At 43.4% G+C, this 14,373-nt stretch carries 15 protein-coding genes; 2 read left to right on the top strand and 13 right to left on the bottom strand.

Features of this window, described 5'->3' with window-relative positions; genetic code table 11:
- Window positions 1-15: 15 nt before the first annotated feature.
- Complete coding sequence (locus HUX68_RS00790; protein ID WP_174612861.1) at window positions 16-2,241, bottom strand: MMPL family transporter; 2,226 nt, start codon at window positions 2,239-2,241, stop codon at window positions 16-18.
- A 150-nt stretch (window positions 2,242-2,391) separates the two neighbouring features.
- Here HUX68_RS00790 and HUX68_RS00785 point away from each other — a divergent pair, with 150 nt between their 5' ends.
- Window positions 2,392-3,018, top strand: coding sequence for a TetR/AcrR family transcriptional regulator (locus tag HUX68_RS00785; protein ID WP_174612860.1), 627 nt, complete (start codon window positions 2,392-2,394; stop codon window positions 3,016-3,018).
- Between the two features lie 75 nt (window positions 3,019-3,093).
- On the opposite strand, the gene HUX68_RS00780 is transcribed toward HUX68_RS00785, so the two are convergent.
- From HUX68_RS00780 to sspO, 10 genes are all read right to left on the bottom strand, one after another.
- Complete coding sequence (locus HUX68_RS00780) at window positions 3,094-3,393, bottom strand: TIGR04104 family putative zinc finger protein (RefSeq protein WP_174612859.1); 300 nt, start codon at window positions 3,391-3,393, stop codon at window positions 3,094-3,096.
- A gap of 66 nt (window positions 3,394-3,459) precedes the next feature.
- Window positions 3,460-3,750 (bottom strand): TIGR04104 family putative zinc finger protein, encoded by a 291-nt coding sequence (locus tag HUX68_RS00775; RefSeq protein ID WP_174612858.1) that lies wholly within the window; start codon window positions 3,748-3,750, stop codon window positions 3,460-3,462.
- A gap of 204 nt (window positions 3,751-3,954) precedes the next feature.
- On the bottom strand, window positions 3,955-4,041 hold the full coding sequence (locus HUX68_RS19560) for a hypothetical protein (RefSeq protein WP_425509530.1): 87 nt from the start codon (window positions 4,039-4,041) through the stop codon (window positions 3,955-3,957).
- 129 nt (window positions 4,042-4,170) lie between these two features.
- Window positions 4,171-4,365, bottom strand: a complete 195-nt coding sequence (locus HUX68_RS00765) for a hypothetical protein (protein ID WP_174612857.1) — start codon at window positions 4,363-4,365, stop codon at window positions 4,171-4,173.
- Window positions 4,355-5,122, bottom strand: coding sequence for a DUF4396 domain-containing protein (locus tag HUX68_RS00760; protein WP_174612856.1), 768 nt, complete (start codon window positions 5,120-5,122; stop codon window positions 4,355-4,357). The genes HUX68_RS00765 and HUX68_RS00760 overlap by 11 nt, the downstream gene beginning before the upstream one ends.
- A gap of 455 nt (window positions 5,123-5,577) precedes the next feature.
- Entirely contained in the window at window positions 5,578-6,543 is a 966-nt protein-coding gene (argF, locus tag HUX68_RS00755; protein ID WP_174616305.1) for an ornithine carbamoyltransferase, read from the bottom strand.
- Window positions 6,544-6,564: 21 nt separating this feature from the next.
- Complete coding sequence (gene argH, locus HUX68_RS00750) at window positions 6,565-7,986, bottom strand: argininosuccinate lyase (RefSeq protein WP_174612855.1); 1,422 nt, start codon at window positions 7,984-7,986, stop codon at window positions 6,565-6,567.
- On the bottom strand, window positions 7,983-9,242 hold the full coding sequence (locus HUX68_RS00745) for an argininosuccinate synthase (RefSeq protein WP_174612854.1): 1,260 nt from the start codon (window positions 9,240-9,242) through the stop codon (window positions 7,983-7,985). Before HUX68_RS00745 ends, argH begins: the two co-directional genes overlap by 4 nt.
- Window positions 9,243-9,508: 266 nt before the next feature.
- Window positions 9,509-10,165 (bottom strand): reverse transcriptase-like protein, encoded by a 657-nt coding sequence (locus tag HUX68_RS00740; protein ID WP_174612853.1) that lies wholly within the window; start codon window positions 10,163-10,165, stop codon window positions 9,509-9,511.
- A 119-nt stretch (window positions 10,166-10,284) separates the two neighbouring features.
- Window positions 10,285-10,434 (bottom strand): small acid-soluble spore protein O, encoded by a 150-nt coding sequence (gene sspO / locus HUX68_RS00735; RefSeq protein WP_174612852.1) that lies wholly within the window; start codon window positions 10,432-10,434, stop codon window positions 10,285-10,287.
- 71 nt (window positions 10,435-10,505) lie between these two features.
- Between sspO and HUX68_RS00730 the strand changes: the two genes are divergently transcribed.
- Window positions 10,506-10,673, top strand: coding sequence for a hypothetical protein (locus HUX68_RS00730; RefSeq protein WP_174612851.1), 168 nt, complete (start codon window positions 10,506-10,508; stop codon window positions 10,671-10,673).
- A 250-nt stretch (window positions 10,674-10,923) separates the two neighbouring features.
- Here HUX68_RS00730 and sda read toward each other — a convergent pair whose 3' ends face one another.
- The gene (gene sda / locus HUX68_RS00725; protein ID WP_174612850.1) at window positions 10,924-11,046 is read right to left on the bottom strand and encodes a sporulation histidine kinase inhibitor Sda; all 123 of its coding nucleotides are present in this window, start codon (window positions 11,044-11,046) and stop codon (window positions 10,924-10,926) included.
- Window positions 11,047-11,278: 232 nt separating this feature from the next.
- On the bottom strand, window positions 11,279-14,371 hold the full coding sequence (locus HUX68_RS00720; protein WP_174612849.1) for an AAA family ATPase: 3,093 nt from the start codon (window positions 14,369-14,371) through the stop codon (window positions 11,279-11,281).
- Between the last annotated feature and the right edge of the window lie 2 nt (window positions 14,372-14,373).

Below are 14,373 nucleotides of genomic sequence, written 5' to 3'. Positions count from 1 at the left end.
AGATTTTCAAATTCCCTATTCACTTTCACGAAACCTGTCATCGTGTTTCCTCGACAATTTACCCGGCCAAAAAGCAAACCTTCCGAGCACTGTTGTTATGGCAGGCACGAGTAACGGCCGGACAATAAAAGTATCGAGTAACACACCGATTGCAGTTACTGTACCAAACTGGACGAGTACCTGGAGTGGTAATACTGCTAATACAGAAAATGTTCCAGCTAAAATTAGCCCTGCAGAACTTATAACACTGCTGGTTTGACCCACCCCTTCTGCAATAGCTTTTTTCAGTGGCATATGCTTACGTTTTTCCCAAATGCTTGAGACCATAAAAATATTGTAATCTTCGCCAAGGGCTACAAGAAATACAAATGCGTATAATGGAATTAGCCCTTGCATGGCTGGTTCACCGAAACCATAATGAATCACAAGCCATCCTAGACCTAATGCAGAAAAATACGACAATACAACCGTAAGTAATAGATAGGTCATGGCAACGATCGAACGAAGGTAAACAAGCAACAGTGCTGCAATGATAATCAGTATAACCGGAATAATAATACGTTGATCTTTACCGGTAACCTGTTCTGTATCGTAAAGTGTTGCCGTTTCACCACCCAGCCAAACGTTCTGGGATGCATTTCCAACTCCGGATTCTTTTAAATATCCTGCAACAGCAGACTTTAATTCAGGAATTTGTTTAACCGCTTCAGTTGAATAAGGATCCATCGACAAGGTCACTTCATACAGTTGATAGTCTGCATTTTTTTCTCCGGTTCGCGGCTTGCTGATATTTTCCGTCATATCCAGTGAAGCAAGTTCATCTTTTAAGGAAACTTCTTCACCCTCCGTATCAATAATTATCTGCACAGGTGCAACCTTCCCGGGCGGATAATGTTCTGATATCAGAGAGAACCCTTCCTTGGATGGCATATCATCTGGAAACGACTCAAACACGCCATAAGTATACGGAATCTTAGGTGCCAGTAATGCGAGTCCGCCCAGAAAAATGGTACAGATGATAATAATCAGCCACGGTTTTCCGGTAACCACATTACCAACGGCTTTACTATAGCGGCTTCTCGTTTTTGGATGCCGAACCGGCTTGCCTTTTTTAGCTTCCAACTCCTGGGCCATTTTTTCCGTACGTGGAATAAACGGGAAAAAAGCGACTCTTCCCAGCATCGATAAAATGGACGGCAGAAAAGTGAGTACCGCAATCCCCATAATAAATATGGCTAAACTGAATGGTACAGCAAAACGGTCATAGGAGGCATATTGAGCCAGCGATAACGAATACAGCCCGATTACCGTTGTCAATGCACTCATCATAATTGCGCCGCCTGAGTAGCCAATTGCTTTTTGAAGCGCAGTATACTTATTTGCTTCCAACTGCAATTCATCACGATACCTGGAAATCAGGAATAAACAATAATCGGTTCCTGCTCCGAACAATAGAACCGTCATGATGGAAATGGCTTGTGCATCAACTTCAATCCATCCTTGATCCGCCATGAATCCCAGCAGCGGACTAATTAGCCCATATGCAACTCCGACACTGATTAATGGAACAACTGCAAGAATTGGTGAACGATATAACACAATCAGCAAAACCAATACAAGTACAACTGTGGAAATTAACAGCGTAATATCAGCTTGACTAAACAACTCTGTGGCATCCGTCTGAATCCCGACCGGACCAGTCAAGCGCAGGTGCAATCCATCGCTCGATAAATTCTCATCAAACGGATTTTCGGCTGTGATATTTTTGATTTGTTTTTTCAGTGTATCGATGGATTGCTGTAATGCTGCTGTTTCAGTTCCTTTAGTAAAAAACACCGGTGTGGTCAGTACCTCACCATCACTTGACGCCTGCTGCTGAAGTGCCCGTACAGGTATCGCAGCAAAATTAGGCACTAACGATTGATGTGGAAGCGGATCCTGTTTCAGCTGCTGATATACAGATTTAACTGCTTCGTAATCTGCTTCTGTCAACCCTCCGTTTTGATACCATACCATTAATAACGGGATACCATTATCACTTGGAAATTGCTCGTTGATAATGTTTGTTGCTTCTACCGACATGGCATCCTCAGGCAGTAAATTGGTGGAAGCTGTTTCTTCCTGATTTACCTGGGGCCATATGGAAGTGAGGATTCCGATTATCAGAATCCAGATGATAATTGTAGCGAAGCGGCTTTTTTTGCCGGCAACAATCTTTCCCCATTTCTGTAGAAAATGCATCAAATCTCCCCTGCCTGATTAGAAATCATAATTATTTTATGTTTATAATTATATATACCGGTTAGTTAATTATCAAATCATTACCACTGAATAATTACTAATATATGATATAATTTCAACAAAATATGCTATATGCAAGGAGCGAATAAGGTGAGAAGCGATGAGCAACGACCCTTGGGCAGACCAAGGGTAAGTGAGCAGACTCAGCCAACAACCGAATCAATCATCCAGGCGGCAACACAATTATTTACGGAAAATGGGTATCAAATGGTTTCCGTAAATGACGTTGCAAAAAAGTGCAATGTGACAAAAGCTACCATCTATTACTATTATTCCAGCAAGGCGGAGTTGTTTACGGAAACGATGGTACAAATGATGATTCGCATCCGTGAGCGAATAAACGCTATGCTGCACGAACCCATACCGCTGAAAAGCCGTTTATACAACATTACAAAGACACATTTATCAGCAACAGTTGACATTGATATTAATGGATTTATGAAAGGAACAACAAATACGCTGACACCGGAACAACTGGAGCGGATAAACGAAGCCGAGTCGGACATGTACCAGTCGATTGAACAAGTTTTTACACGTGCGATGGAACAGAATGAAATACGCGAAATAAACCCGGTTTTTGCCACACACGCCTATTTGTCACTGTTAAATGTTGGTAATTACAATAATGAGAAACAAGCAAAAATATATGATTCAATTGAAGAAATGGCTGAACAGATTATTGAACTGTTTTGGGAAGGGGTTCAGATAAAGGGATAACACAGAGAGGCTGATTCCACGATAAGGAGCCGACTTTAGTTTCTGCTGAGCTGAAAACAACCGTACCGATTTATATTACCAAAGTGCTTCTTCCTGATTTGATAATTCAACTGTGTAGGGATACATACACAACAGCAAGATACTGACGACAATTATCATTCCAATAACAAGCGGGGTTGGAACATCAAACAACAGTGACAGAAGAATGGTAAATGGCGGAATAAACAGCCAACGTCCAAATCGCTTTTTTGAGTCAGTGGTTGGATATTGTTTTTCTCCACAGCAGGGACAACCCATTCCAGTATCCAGCGTGAACGATTTCCTAAAGGTTTGTTTCCAACTCCATTTATAATTGCAATTTTGACAGGTTGGCATGATTAACACCTCTATTCAAAAGATTAAAATCATTTCTTGCTGCAGTATTAAGGTATTTTGAAATCCTCACCAATAAGGTTCCTCTTCATTGGACAATTTCAAAATAAATGGATAGGTGCTGAACATGATTAACAGGAAAATGATGACCAGCAAGATTGCCACAACAATCGGCATTTCCAGCCAAATATTAACAGGCATTATCAACAATAATGGAATTAATACAAACATCCCTCCCCATCTTCTCGACGAGGCAGATTCATACTGCTTTTCACCACAATGCGGGCATTTCAGTTTGAATAATGTTTTTATCGTTTGTTTCCAGCTCCATTCATTACCACAGTTCTGACATGTCGGCATACAATCTTCCCCTTTATTTTAATTGATCCGATTACATTTTACTGCTCTGATTGCACAGCTTTCCAGCGATTCCTGATTATCAAGCGCTCGCCTGGCAGTTCCCAGACCGGATAATCCTATCGTTTCACTAATATTTTTCGTTCATAGTTGATAACAATAGTAAAACAACCCTGTGTCTTTGGCATAATGTATTTTTTACTCCATCTACAATGATGGTGGGCTATCCGGGACTGTGTTGGCAAGAATATATATAATAAGACTTACTGGAAGAAAAATAAATATAAGTCTCACTGCAAATGAAGAAATTCCAAAGAATTCAGCAATGCCCCCGAAAAAACTGCAATTGCCCGATCCGTCGATGATTTTCTTAATTTATTATGCAATGAATCCCCACCCCATTTTTTACATTCCTATTCACATCTATTTTACCATAAGTATTCCAAAAAATGTGAATTCTAACAGAATACGAAAATCAGCCTTAACTTCCAAAGTTATCGGCTGACCTGTTAACGGGTTTTGTTGCAAATATTTCATTTTCAGTGACCCATTTATGATTTTCCATTTCTTTTCCAAAAATTGTTGATGTGTAATCACACCATATCTACTACATCGCATGTTTAACGCCTTTTTTCACCAATAACCAATTAGCCGGATAACTGGTCAGGAATCCGAGCATCATAGCAATTTGCATCATAAACCAGAATACTGCCGATGTTGGTGCAGGCATTTGCGTGAAAAACGCATAGTGAACGAGCGCCATCCATCCGAACATGCCAATCTCAAAAGCGATTAACGACAATGTATCCGCTTTGATTGCGTTTTTAATCGCCTTTCCCGGCTCGCTCTGCTTTTTAAATCCCATACCATAATATTGAAAAGCAATTCCAAATATATAAGCAAGAATAAATTCGACCGTATAACTGGCGAATAATGTACTGCCGGCAATTGTTAATCCGGTCATCGCTATTATTGGAACACCAATCATATCACCGATTGAACACCCGCTGCTGCAATGGGTTGTCGACACAAATACACTTTGCCAAAAAGGTTTGTCGCCATGATTATGATGGTGCATGTGGTCATGATCGCTGTGGTGACCCATATGTTCATGATTGTGACCGTTATGCTGATAATTGTGTTCATGACTTTCCTGATGATTCATATGTGCGGCGTGTTCGTTTTCATTATTCCTTCCCAGACTGTAGTACGCCCATATTCCGACAACAGGAAAATAGAGACCTGTAAGCGGCCAAACAATATTCATAATCGGCATCATCTTTTGCGGATACTTCTTCACATCAATTGCAATAACTACTGTCTGCACTATCCCAATGATGATTGCAATCCATGCGATAATTTGTAACCAGTTCATTCTAATCAACACCTTTCCAATTACGTTTGCAGGGTAAAATCTACACAACTTGTTTCAATTAGTACTATACCCCCCTAATGTATTGATTAAACAAATAATGCTAGTTTCATGAAATCGCACATATATTGAGTCAGTTAAAAAGTGAGGTCAAACCTATAATGCAACACATTATTCCAGCGATAAACAGCGTATGATTTTTTAAAAAGGATACGGGAATAATTATCTTATTGCCTGCCCGTTGCACAAATTCTTACTCGTGACAAAAAAGGCATATTAAAAGCCAGACACTCCTTTGCTTGAAGTGCCTGACTTTTACGTGTCAGTCAAAAATCGTGGATATCATGTCTGTTTTCGCGGATATGTTGGTAAAAATCGTGGATATCGGATGCGAAATCGCGAATATCCGGGTCAAAATCGTGGATAAATCCGTTATCAGTAAAAATCATGCACCACACCTATCCCATCAACGCAGTCATTAGCGCTTTCTGGGCATGGAGACGGTTTTCGGCCTGTTGAAAAACGACGGAATGACTCCCATCGATTACATCTGCGGTTACCTCTTCGCCGCGGTGGGCTGGGAGGCAGTGCATGAACGTAACATCTTTTTGTGCCATTGAAAGAAGCTTGCTGTTGACCTGAAAGCCTGTAAATGCCTGCTCGCGCGCTGATGCTTCGCTTTCCTGTCCCATGCTTGCCCAAACATCGGTGTAAATAACATCAGCCTGATTGGCGGCGTGCACCACATCTGACGTGATTTCGACTTTTCCGCCTGATGCTGCAGCAATTTCGGCCGCCTGTTCCGTAATGGTGTGATCCGGCTGGTATTCTTCCGGGGCGGCGATGCTGATGTGCATGCCCATGATGGCCGCACCAAGCATAAGCGAGTTAGCCATGTTGTTGCCATCCCCGATGAATGTGAGCTTCACACCTTTTAATTCGCCTTTGATCTCTTCAATTGTCTGCAAATCAGCAAGTACCTGGCAAGGATGATAGACATCAGTTAATCCGTTAATGACTGGAATGCTCGCGTTTGCAGCCAGTTCCTTCACCATTTCCTGTGAATACGTGCGGATCATGATACCATCCAAATAGCCGGACAGAACTTTAGCCGTATCAGCGACCGGTTCACCCCTTCCCAGCTGTATGTCATTGGTACTCAGAAAAATCCCCATGCCGCCCAATTGATAAATCCCCGATTCAAACGACACACGCGTTCTTGTTGAGGATTTTTCAAAAATCATACCGAGCGTTTTTCCCTGAAGCGGCTGGATAACTTCTCCGAATTTTAGTTTCTTTTTTAAATCGTGGGCAAGCTCAATCAGATAAGAAAGATCGCTGGCCGAATAATCCGCCAATGTTAAAAAATCTCTCCCTGATAGCCCCATGGGAGCCCCTGGAATGGGCTGTTTCGTGTTTACCATCATCTCATGCCACGCTCCTCTTCAATTATTCAAGGTGATCTTTTGTTCATGCGCCTGGATCCAGGCCCCCGTTTTATCAAAAAGCTCCGATGCTTTTTCCAGCTGCTCCTTCACCCGGTTCTTGGCAGTTCCACCCGCCACATCACGTGCATTGACCACCGTTTCCGGGGCAAGTTTTTCAAAAATATCCTCTGTAATGAGATCAGAAAATGATTGCAATTCTTCTAAAGATAAGTCCAGTAAGTATGTGCCGCTGTTGATGCAGTGCAGTACGATGTTTCCGACAACTGCATGCGATTCGCGAAACGGCATCCCTTTGTTAACGAGATAATCCGCCAGATCGGTCGCATTGGAAAAATCATTCCGGACGGAGCTGTACATGCTTTCCTTTTTAACATGCATCGTTTCAATCATCGGTGCGAACAGGGCAAGTGCGCCTTTCAACGTTTCAGCCGAATCAAACATCCCTTCTTTATCCTCCTGCATGTCTTTGTTGTACGCGAGCGGGAGGCCTTTCAACGTTGTCAGCATGCCAATCAGATTGCCGTACACGCGTCCGGTTTTGCCCCGGACAAGTTCCGCGACATCGGGGTTTTTCTTCTGCGGCATCATGCTGCTTCCAGTGCAAAACGCATCATCCAGTTCGACAAAATTAAATTCAGCACTGGACCATTGGACAAGTTCCTCGCACAATCTGGACAGATGTGCGCCGATTAACGAAGCATTCGATAAAAATTCAACGACAAAATCACGGTCACTGACCGCATCCAGGCTGTTTTCACAAATTCCGTCAAAGTGAAGTTTATCCGCAGTCAGTTCCCGATCGATCGGAAATGTTGTTCCGGCAAGCGCACCTGCTCCAAGCGGTGACTGATTCACGCGCTTCCAGCTGTCGGAAAGGCGCTCAATATCCCGCTGAAACATGAATACGTAAGCCATCATATGATGGGCGAACAAGACCGGCTGTGCCCGCTGCAAATGGGTGTAACCCGGTAATATGGTTTCCATATTATTTTCCGCCTGCTGAAAAAGGGATTGCTGTACACCTAGAAGCAATTGACTAATTTCCACCAGAGTCTCCCTCAGATAAAGGCGCATATCCAAGGCTACCTGGTCGTTACGGCTTCTGCCAGTGTGCAGTTTTCCGCCAACCGGACCGACTGCTTCAATCAACAGTTTTTCCACGTTCATATGGATGTCTTCATTTTCCTCAGACAATTCCGCTTCACCGTTCTTAATTTGTTCCGAAACGGTGTGGAGTCCTTCCGTGATGGCTGCCGCGTCATCTTCGGAAAGAATCCCCGTTTCCGCAAGCATCGCCACATGGGCCATACTTCCCTGGATATCGTACTTTGCCAGCTTTTGATCATAACGGATAGATGCTGCGTATTCATCCACTAATTGATTGGTTGGTTTTGTAAAACGTCCGCCCCATAGTTTCACTGTTTAATAGCTTCCTTCACGTCAAGTTTGATTTTATCGGTAGAGTCATCTTTCGTTTCAGCCTGCTTGTTTACCGCAGAATGAACTTGTGTCGGCAGTCCCCACAGTTTGATAAATCCAAGTGCTGCTTCATGATCAAATGCATCCTCTTTATCATAAGTTGCCAGATCAAAATCATAAAGCGAGTTTGCAGATGTACGGCCGACCACTTGTGCATGGCCTTTGTACAGTTTTACTTTCACTGTTCCGGAAACATGCTCTTGCGTCTCCTTGATAAATGCCTTCAGTGCGTCGGTCAACGGTGAATACCATAGGCCGTCATATACGCTTTGGGCAAATTTTTGCTCAATGACCGGCTTGAACTGTGCCACCTCTCTTGGCAGTGTCAATGCTTCCAGCTCATGATGCGCCGCAATCAACGTCAAAGCTGCCGGTGCTTCATAAATCTCACGCGACTTGATTCCGACAAGACGATTTTCCACATGGTCGATACGTCCGACCCCATGCTTTCCGGCAATTTCATTCAATGTTAAAATCAGCTCCTCCAGTGGCAATTCTTCGCCATTGAGTGCAACTGGCTCCCCCTGCTTGAATGTAATTGCCACGGTTTCCGGTTCGTTTGGTGCGTCAACCGGATTTGCAGTCAAATCATACGCTTCTTCCGGGGCTTCCACCCAAGGATCTTCCAGCACGCCACATTCGTTGCTGCGTCCCCAGAGATTCTGGTCAATACTGAACGGATTATCTTGCTGAATCGGAACCGGAATCCCGTGTTCTTCCGCATACGCAATTTCCTCGCCGCGGGACATTGCCCACTCACGAACCGGAGCAACAATTTGCAGATCCGGATTCAATGCAGTGAATGCCACATCAAATCTGACCTGGTCATTTCCTTTTCCGGTACAGCCGTGCGCCACCGCAACAGCACCCTCTTTTTCCGCAATATCGGTCAAAATTTTTGCAATGAGCGGACGGGATAATGCTGAAATAAGCGGGTATTTCCCTTCATATAACAAGTTCGCCTGCAACGCGGGCAAGACATACTCCTCGGAAAAAAGTGACTTTGCATCCACCACATATGATTTAATTGCACCAACTTCGAGTGCTTTTTTCTGAACAAAGTCCAAATCCTTTCCTTCCCCAACATCAAGTGCCACCGCAATGACGTCAAAATTATATTTATCCTGCAGCCACTTCACCGCAACTGAGGTATCAAGCCCACCGGAATATGCGAGTACAATTTTATCTTTAGCCATCGGAATCTCCCCTTCGAAATTATGTTACGTATTATTATGCATTAATATGAATAAAAATGCAATAGTGGAATTAAAAATTTTTATGAATAGGTGACTTTTAGTTTGTAAGCTTTCTATCATAAATGGAAGGGAACCTGTAAGCCTGTTCCTTGGCTTTCAGTTGTCTATATTGATTTTGGACGATAAATTCACTATGGCCATTTTTAGTACGATGTATGTACTCTCTTTGCCTTATTAGCTGAAGTGCGACTATTATATATACACCTTTACATCCGTTCTACAATACTTTCGACTGCAACACCCTTGAGTGCCTGTGTCGCCAGATGATCCGCTTCCCGATTTCGCTTCCGCGGAACCAGCTCATACTCTGCGTCAATGCCCAATCGTTCCAGTTGCTGCTCAATCCGATCCGCCCATTTGGACAATTCCACTTCATAACATGGCCATTCGCCGGCTAACTGATTGATGACAACCTGCGAATCCCCCGCGAAGACAACAGGCATATGATGGACACCCAGTTGTTCCACTTCCTGTATGGCCAGATGAAGTGCCGCATACTCTGCTTCGTTGTTCGATTGCAATTCATCGACCATCGCATTTTTGCGAATCCGCAGTGACTTGTGGTTCTGCTCATAATAGATGGCACATCCCAGCCCGGACTTTTTTGTTTTCAAATCAAACCCGCCGTCGAATAATACCGAAACATTGTGTGGCTCTGTCTGTATTTCCTCAAGCGCTTTTTTCAATTCCTTCAGGTTCCACCTTACCTCGTTGTGGTCAATAAACATAATTTGTTTCATTCGCCCTGATTTCTCCAGGTCTTCTGCCAGCAGTAATGCTTTTGGGGAACGCATTTCTTCCGACCGAAAAACTGTTTCGGTTCCTTTTGGGGTAATGTATGTAAATTCAATTGTGACGTTCATGTATATCAATCCTTACTTTAGAAAACTTGGCTTATCGCCAGTTCTTTATGATGAAAGACTCAGTCTTAATTATGATTATTGTCTGTAAAAAGGGGAATGGTCAATCCACTCCCCTTCATTTATTGACGTTTTTTCGTTTTCTTGTTATTAGCCCGTTCTGTTTCCGTCAATGGCTCATTGGCAAATTCATGATCATATTGTCTGGTGAGATTTTTCCTCACTGCCTGCTCATCACTGACGCCTTGTTTCTTTTCCCTGCGATTTTCCATTCCAAACACCTCCATCCTGTATGTTGGCTTGTAGGCTCGATTTATATGTATGTTTGGTGTGTAGAATCGAATTGAGAGGAACATCAATCGCACGAGCGAAACTTCAACCGTACGGGCAAAACTTCAACCATACGAGTAAAACTTCAACCGTACAAGCGAAACTTCAACCGCACGGGCCAAACTTCAACCGTACGAGCGAAACATCAACCGCACGAGCCAAACTTCAACCGTACGAGTAAAACTTCAACCGTACAAGTGAAACTTCAACCGTACAAGTGAAACTTCAACCGTACGAGCCAAACTTCAACCGCACGAGCGAAACTTCAACCGTACAAGCCAAACTTCAACCATACGAGTAAAACTTCAACCGTACGAGCCAAACTTCAACCGCACGAGCGAAACATCGTTCGCGCAGTTGCTATTGGACTAAGTGTATGAAAATGAACAAAATACAAGCGGGATAATCAGACAAAAATTGAGGATGAATTATCAAACGCATATTGCACGTTTTCTTAATTCATCCTCAATTAATTGAATAAAGTCATTATCAAGTTTTTGTTTTTTTGCTTGATAGAAAGCTTCTACAAGCATTTTATCGGATAATTTTTCCATGGTTCTTTCTGTAAACTGCTCCTCTTTAATCCATTTTATTTATGTGCATTTATACATTTCGAAAAGAACTGGATTTTTCTGAGGAGTATTCGGAAAAATTCTACATTTTTTCTTAGAAAACTTTGGCATTCGCTATATTATCGGGCGAATGCCGAAGTTGCGCCTATACAAATATGAAAGTATTTGCCAAAAAAAGGCTGCATTAATCGACATTTTCCTTTCCATCGGACCACTATTTCACCATAAAATTAGCCCGACTGTGTCCTTCTTTTGTTTTTTGCACTTCCAGAATTGCCGGAAACATCGTTTTCAGTTCCTGAACGTGCGAAATAACACCAATCATGCGGCCGGACTGCTGCAGATCAACCAGTGTATCAATTGCCTTATTCAGAGATTCTTCATCCAATGTGCCAAATCCTTCATCAATAAACATTGTATCGATTGTGATGTTACCCTGGAAATTCTGGATGACATCAGACATACCGAGAGCGAGACAGAGTGACGCATTAAATTTTTCACCGCCTGACAATGTTTTAACGTCACGGGTTTGTCCGGTATATGCATCATAAACATCTAATGCAAGTCCGCTCTGTCTTCCGTGTGACTCCTGCCGGTCGCTGCGCATCAGATAAAATTGCCCATTGGATAAACGTTTCAGGCGGCTGTTCGCTGCTTCGATAATCCGCTCCAAATATTCAATCTGCAGGTAACGCTCAAAGGATATTTTTTGGCTGTTTTGCCCACGCAATACATCATACAAATCGGTAATCGCAGCAAGTTCTTTTTCACGTTCGGCTACTTGCTCGTGTGCCTCCAAAATAAGTTGCTTTATTGTTGATGCCTCATCCATATATTTTTCCGAATCCTTAAACGTCTTATAAGCTGCTTCATATGCATCCTTAAGCTCCTGTTGCTGCTCCTGCAGTACTGTCAGATCAACCCGCTCTTTATCTTTAAGTGTTTCAGCCAAATCGTTTACCTGATGTTTTTTCGCAGTCAGGTTCTCATTGAAGCGTTGAATCGATTCCTTCCATTCCTGCCGCTCCACTTGCGGCATTTTAGCCTGCTGGTAATCCTCTTCAGATTCAAAAGATGCCTCCCGCAACGCTTCGTCAAATTGCTGTTTAGCTTTCGCAAGTTTTTCCTTCGATTCCTCCAGCTGCTGTTGTGCATGAGTCAGGTCTGATGCTGCTTTGGTATCGGCTTCTGTTGCCTGGTGGAGCTGTTGTTGCGCATCCTCCCACGCTTTTTCGAGTTTTGCTTTATGTTCCGTAGTTGAATGAATTTGTTTTTCCAGCGCATTCAGCGTTCGCACTTCTTCGGGAATATTATCCAAATGCTGATTGTAGACAGCGGCTTCCTCCCGATAACTTGCTTGAAGTTCATGATAGTTTTTCTCGTGCTGCTCTTTTTGCTTTTCAAGCTGCTGTTGTTGTTCTTTAACAATTTTTAAATCTTCCTTATACTGTTTTAATTCCTTGCTTCGCTTCTCCAGGTTTTCTATTTTGGCCTTCAGCTCTTTGCCTTTTTCGAGCAGCTCATCCCTGACAACAGTCACATTCTCTGCCTGAATCGAATGAGTGTCCAGCTCCTGATTTTTTTCAGTCAGCTGAGCAGAAACAGATTTCAACTCTGCCGCTGTTTCCCGGTATGCCCTGTCTTTTTCATCAAGATCCTTTTTCAAGGAATTAAGCTCATCACGTGTCACCATTTCAGCCTTTGCCGCTGCTTTACGCGGATGCTCGGTGTTCCCGCAGACAGGACACGCTTCCCCAACATGCAAATGCCCTGCAAGGACAACTGCCTGATTGTTCAGCCAGGCAGTTTCCTTTTCCGTGTATGCCTCTTGCGTCGACAAATATGCCGTCTTCTGCTTCTCCACCGTCTTCTGCAATGAATCTTGCTGCTTATAAAGAGTCAAATAAGCCTCGACAGCGCGGTATTTCTCGCGCATATCCACCCGCAGCTGCTTTTTATCAGCAAGTTGGCTTACCGCTTCGTCCATTTCGATAATTTGCTTATCGTACTTTTCCACCGTGGTGACTTTTTCCTGAAGATCGGTGCGTACCTTTTTCAGGTCCGCACCAGCTTTCTTGCCCTGTTGTGCGAGTCGATCCAGCTTTTCTTTTCGTTTATCCAGATCCTTTACCGGTTCCATAAACCCTTTTAACCGATCAAGCTGCCGACTGCTTTCTTCACGCTCTGCTTTTCGCCCTTCCTCCTGCTGATAGAAAATTTCAGCCTGGGCACGCTTTTCTTTTGCTGATTTCGCTGTTGTTTCAGCTTGCTTTAACACTTCCGCTTTGGCGTTTTCATCCTTTTTCCAATCGGCTACCTGCTTCTCATACACTTCCAGAAGGCTTGCACGCTCTGCTTTTTCCAGCTGCCTTTCTTTTTCCTTGTACGTCCGCACCTGCCCGGTGAGATCGTTTAGTTCAATTCGTTTTTTATCAAGATCTGCAAACTGATCATTGAGTACCTTTGCCTGGTGCAATTCATTCTGTTTCTTGTCATGCTTCTGATACGCTTCCTGATAGGCTTGCTTGTCAGCGGTCATTTTACGTGCGTAATATTCGGTTTCCGTTTCCAGTCCAGTGACAACCTGATTGATGTTGTAGAACTGCCCGGCAAGCACGTAAAAAAGATCAGATTCCTCGCGTGCCGGCAACGCCGTATGTATGCTTTGCACGTAGTGGTCCCGTGATTGCCGGGCCTGCTTAAAACCCTGCTCGACACGATTCTTTTTGTCCCTTAATAGCTGATTCAGTTGATTGTAACTCTCCGTTTTGAAAAGTCTCCGTAAAATCGCTTCCTTATTTTCTGTCTGCGATGTCAGGAGTTTGCGAAATTCACCCTGCGGCAGCATGACAATTTGCTTGAACTGATCCTGCGTCAGCCCGATAATCGCTTCCACTTTTTTATCGATTTCCGACACAATTTGCCTGTCAACACACGGTATTTCCCTGCCGTCAACTTGTTCAAAAAACTCGAAGCGTTCACCGGTTTTGGACTTGTTTCCTTTTTTTACATGCCCAAGCTGCCGGAGAATCCGGTAATGCCTGCCATTCATTTCAAATTCCAGCTCAATAGCAGTATGTGTATCATCAGAAGCAAAATCACTGCGGAGCATCCGGTTATCTTCACGGTCCGTTCCACTGGCACTGCCGTACAATGCAAAACAAATCCCGTCAAAAATCGTCGTCTTCCCCGCACCGGTATTTCCGGAAATAACGAACAGGTTATACGGATTAAGATCCGTAAAATCAATGGATTCCGTACCCTTGTATGGACCGAATGCTGTCATCGTTAATTTCAATGGTTTCATCG

Source organism: Virgibacillus ihumii (genome assembly GCF_902726655.1).
Taxonomy (GTDB): Bacteria; Bacillota; Bacilli; order Bacillales; family Amphibacillaceae; genus Lentibacillus; species Lentibacillus ihumii.
The sequence above is the reverse complement of the archived record's forward strand: the minus strand, read 5'-3'. Positions and strand labels throughout refer to the sequence as shown.

Bases quoted from the DNA above. Each gene is read 5' to 3' on its own strand.
- HUX68_RS00790 (WP_174612861.1), bottom strand. From the start codon at position 2,241: ATGCATTTTCTACAGAAATGGGGAAAGATTGTTGCCGGCAAAAAAAGC.
- HUX68_RS00780 (WP_174612859.1), bottom strand. From the start codon at position 3,393: ATGCCAACCTGTCAAAATTGCAATTATAAATGGAGTTGGAAACAAACC.
- HUX68_RS00775 (WP_174612858.1), bottom strand. From the start codon at position 3,750: ATGCCGACATGTCAGAACTGTGGTAATGAATGGAGCTGGAAACAAACG.
- HUX68_RS00765 (WP_174612857.1), bottom strand. From the start codon at position 4,365: ATGCGATGTAGTAGATATGGTGTGATTACACATCAACAATTTTTGGAA.
- HUX68_RS00760 (WP_174612856.1), bottom strand. From the start codon at position 5,122: ATGAACTGGTTACAAATTATCGCATGGATTGCAATCATCATTGGGATA.
- argF (WP_174616305.1), bottom strand. From the start codon at position 6,543: ATGGTAAACACGAAACAGCCCATTCCAGGGGCTCCCATGGGGCTATCA.
- HUX68_RS00745 (WP_174612854.1), bottom strand. From the start codon at position 9,242: ATGGCTAAAGATAAAATTGTACTCGCATATTCCGGTGGGCTTGATACC.
- HUX68_RS00740 (WP_174612853.1), bottom strand. From the start codon at position 10,165: ATGAACGTCACAATTGAATTTACATACATTACCCCAAAAGGAACCGAA.
- sspO (WP_174612852.1), bottom strand. From the start codon at position 10,434: ATGGAAAATCGCAGGGAAAAGAAACAAGGCGTCAGTGATGAGCAGGCA.
- sda (WP_174612850.1), bottom strand. From the start codon at position 11,046: ATGGAAAAATTATCCGATAAAATGCTTGTAGAAGCTTTCTATCAAGCA.
- HUX68_RS00720 (WP_174612849.1), bottom strand. From the start codon at position 14,371: ATGAAACCATTGAAATTAACGATGACAGCATTCGGTCCATACAAGGGT.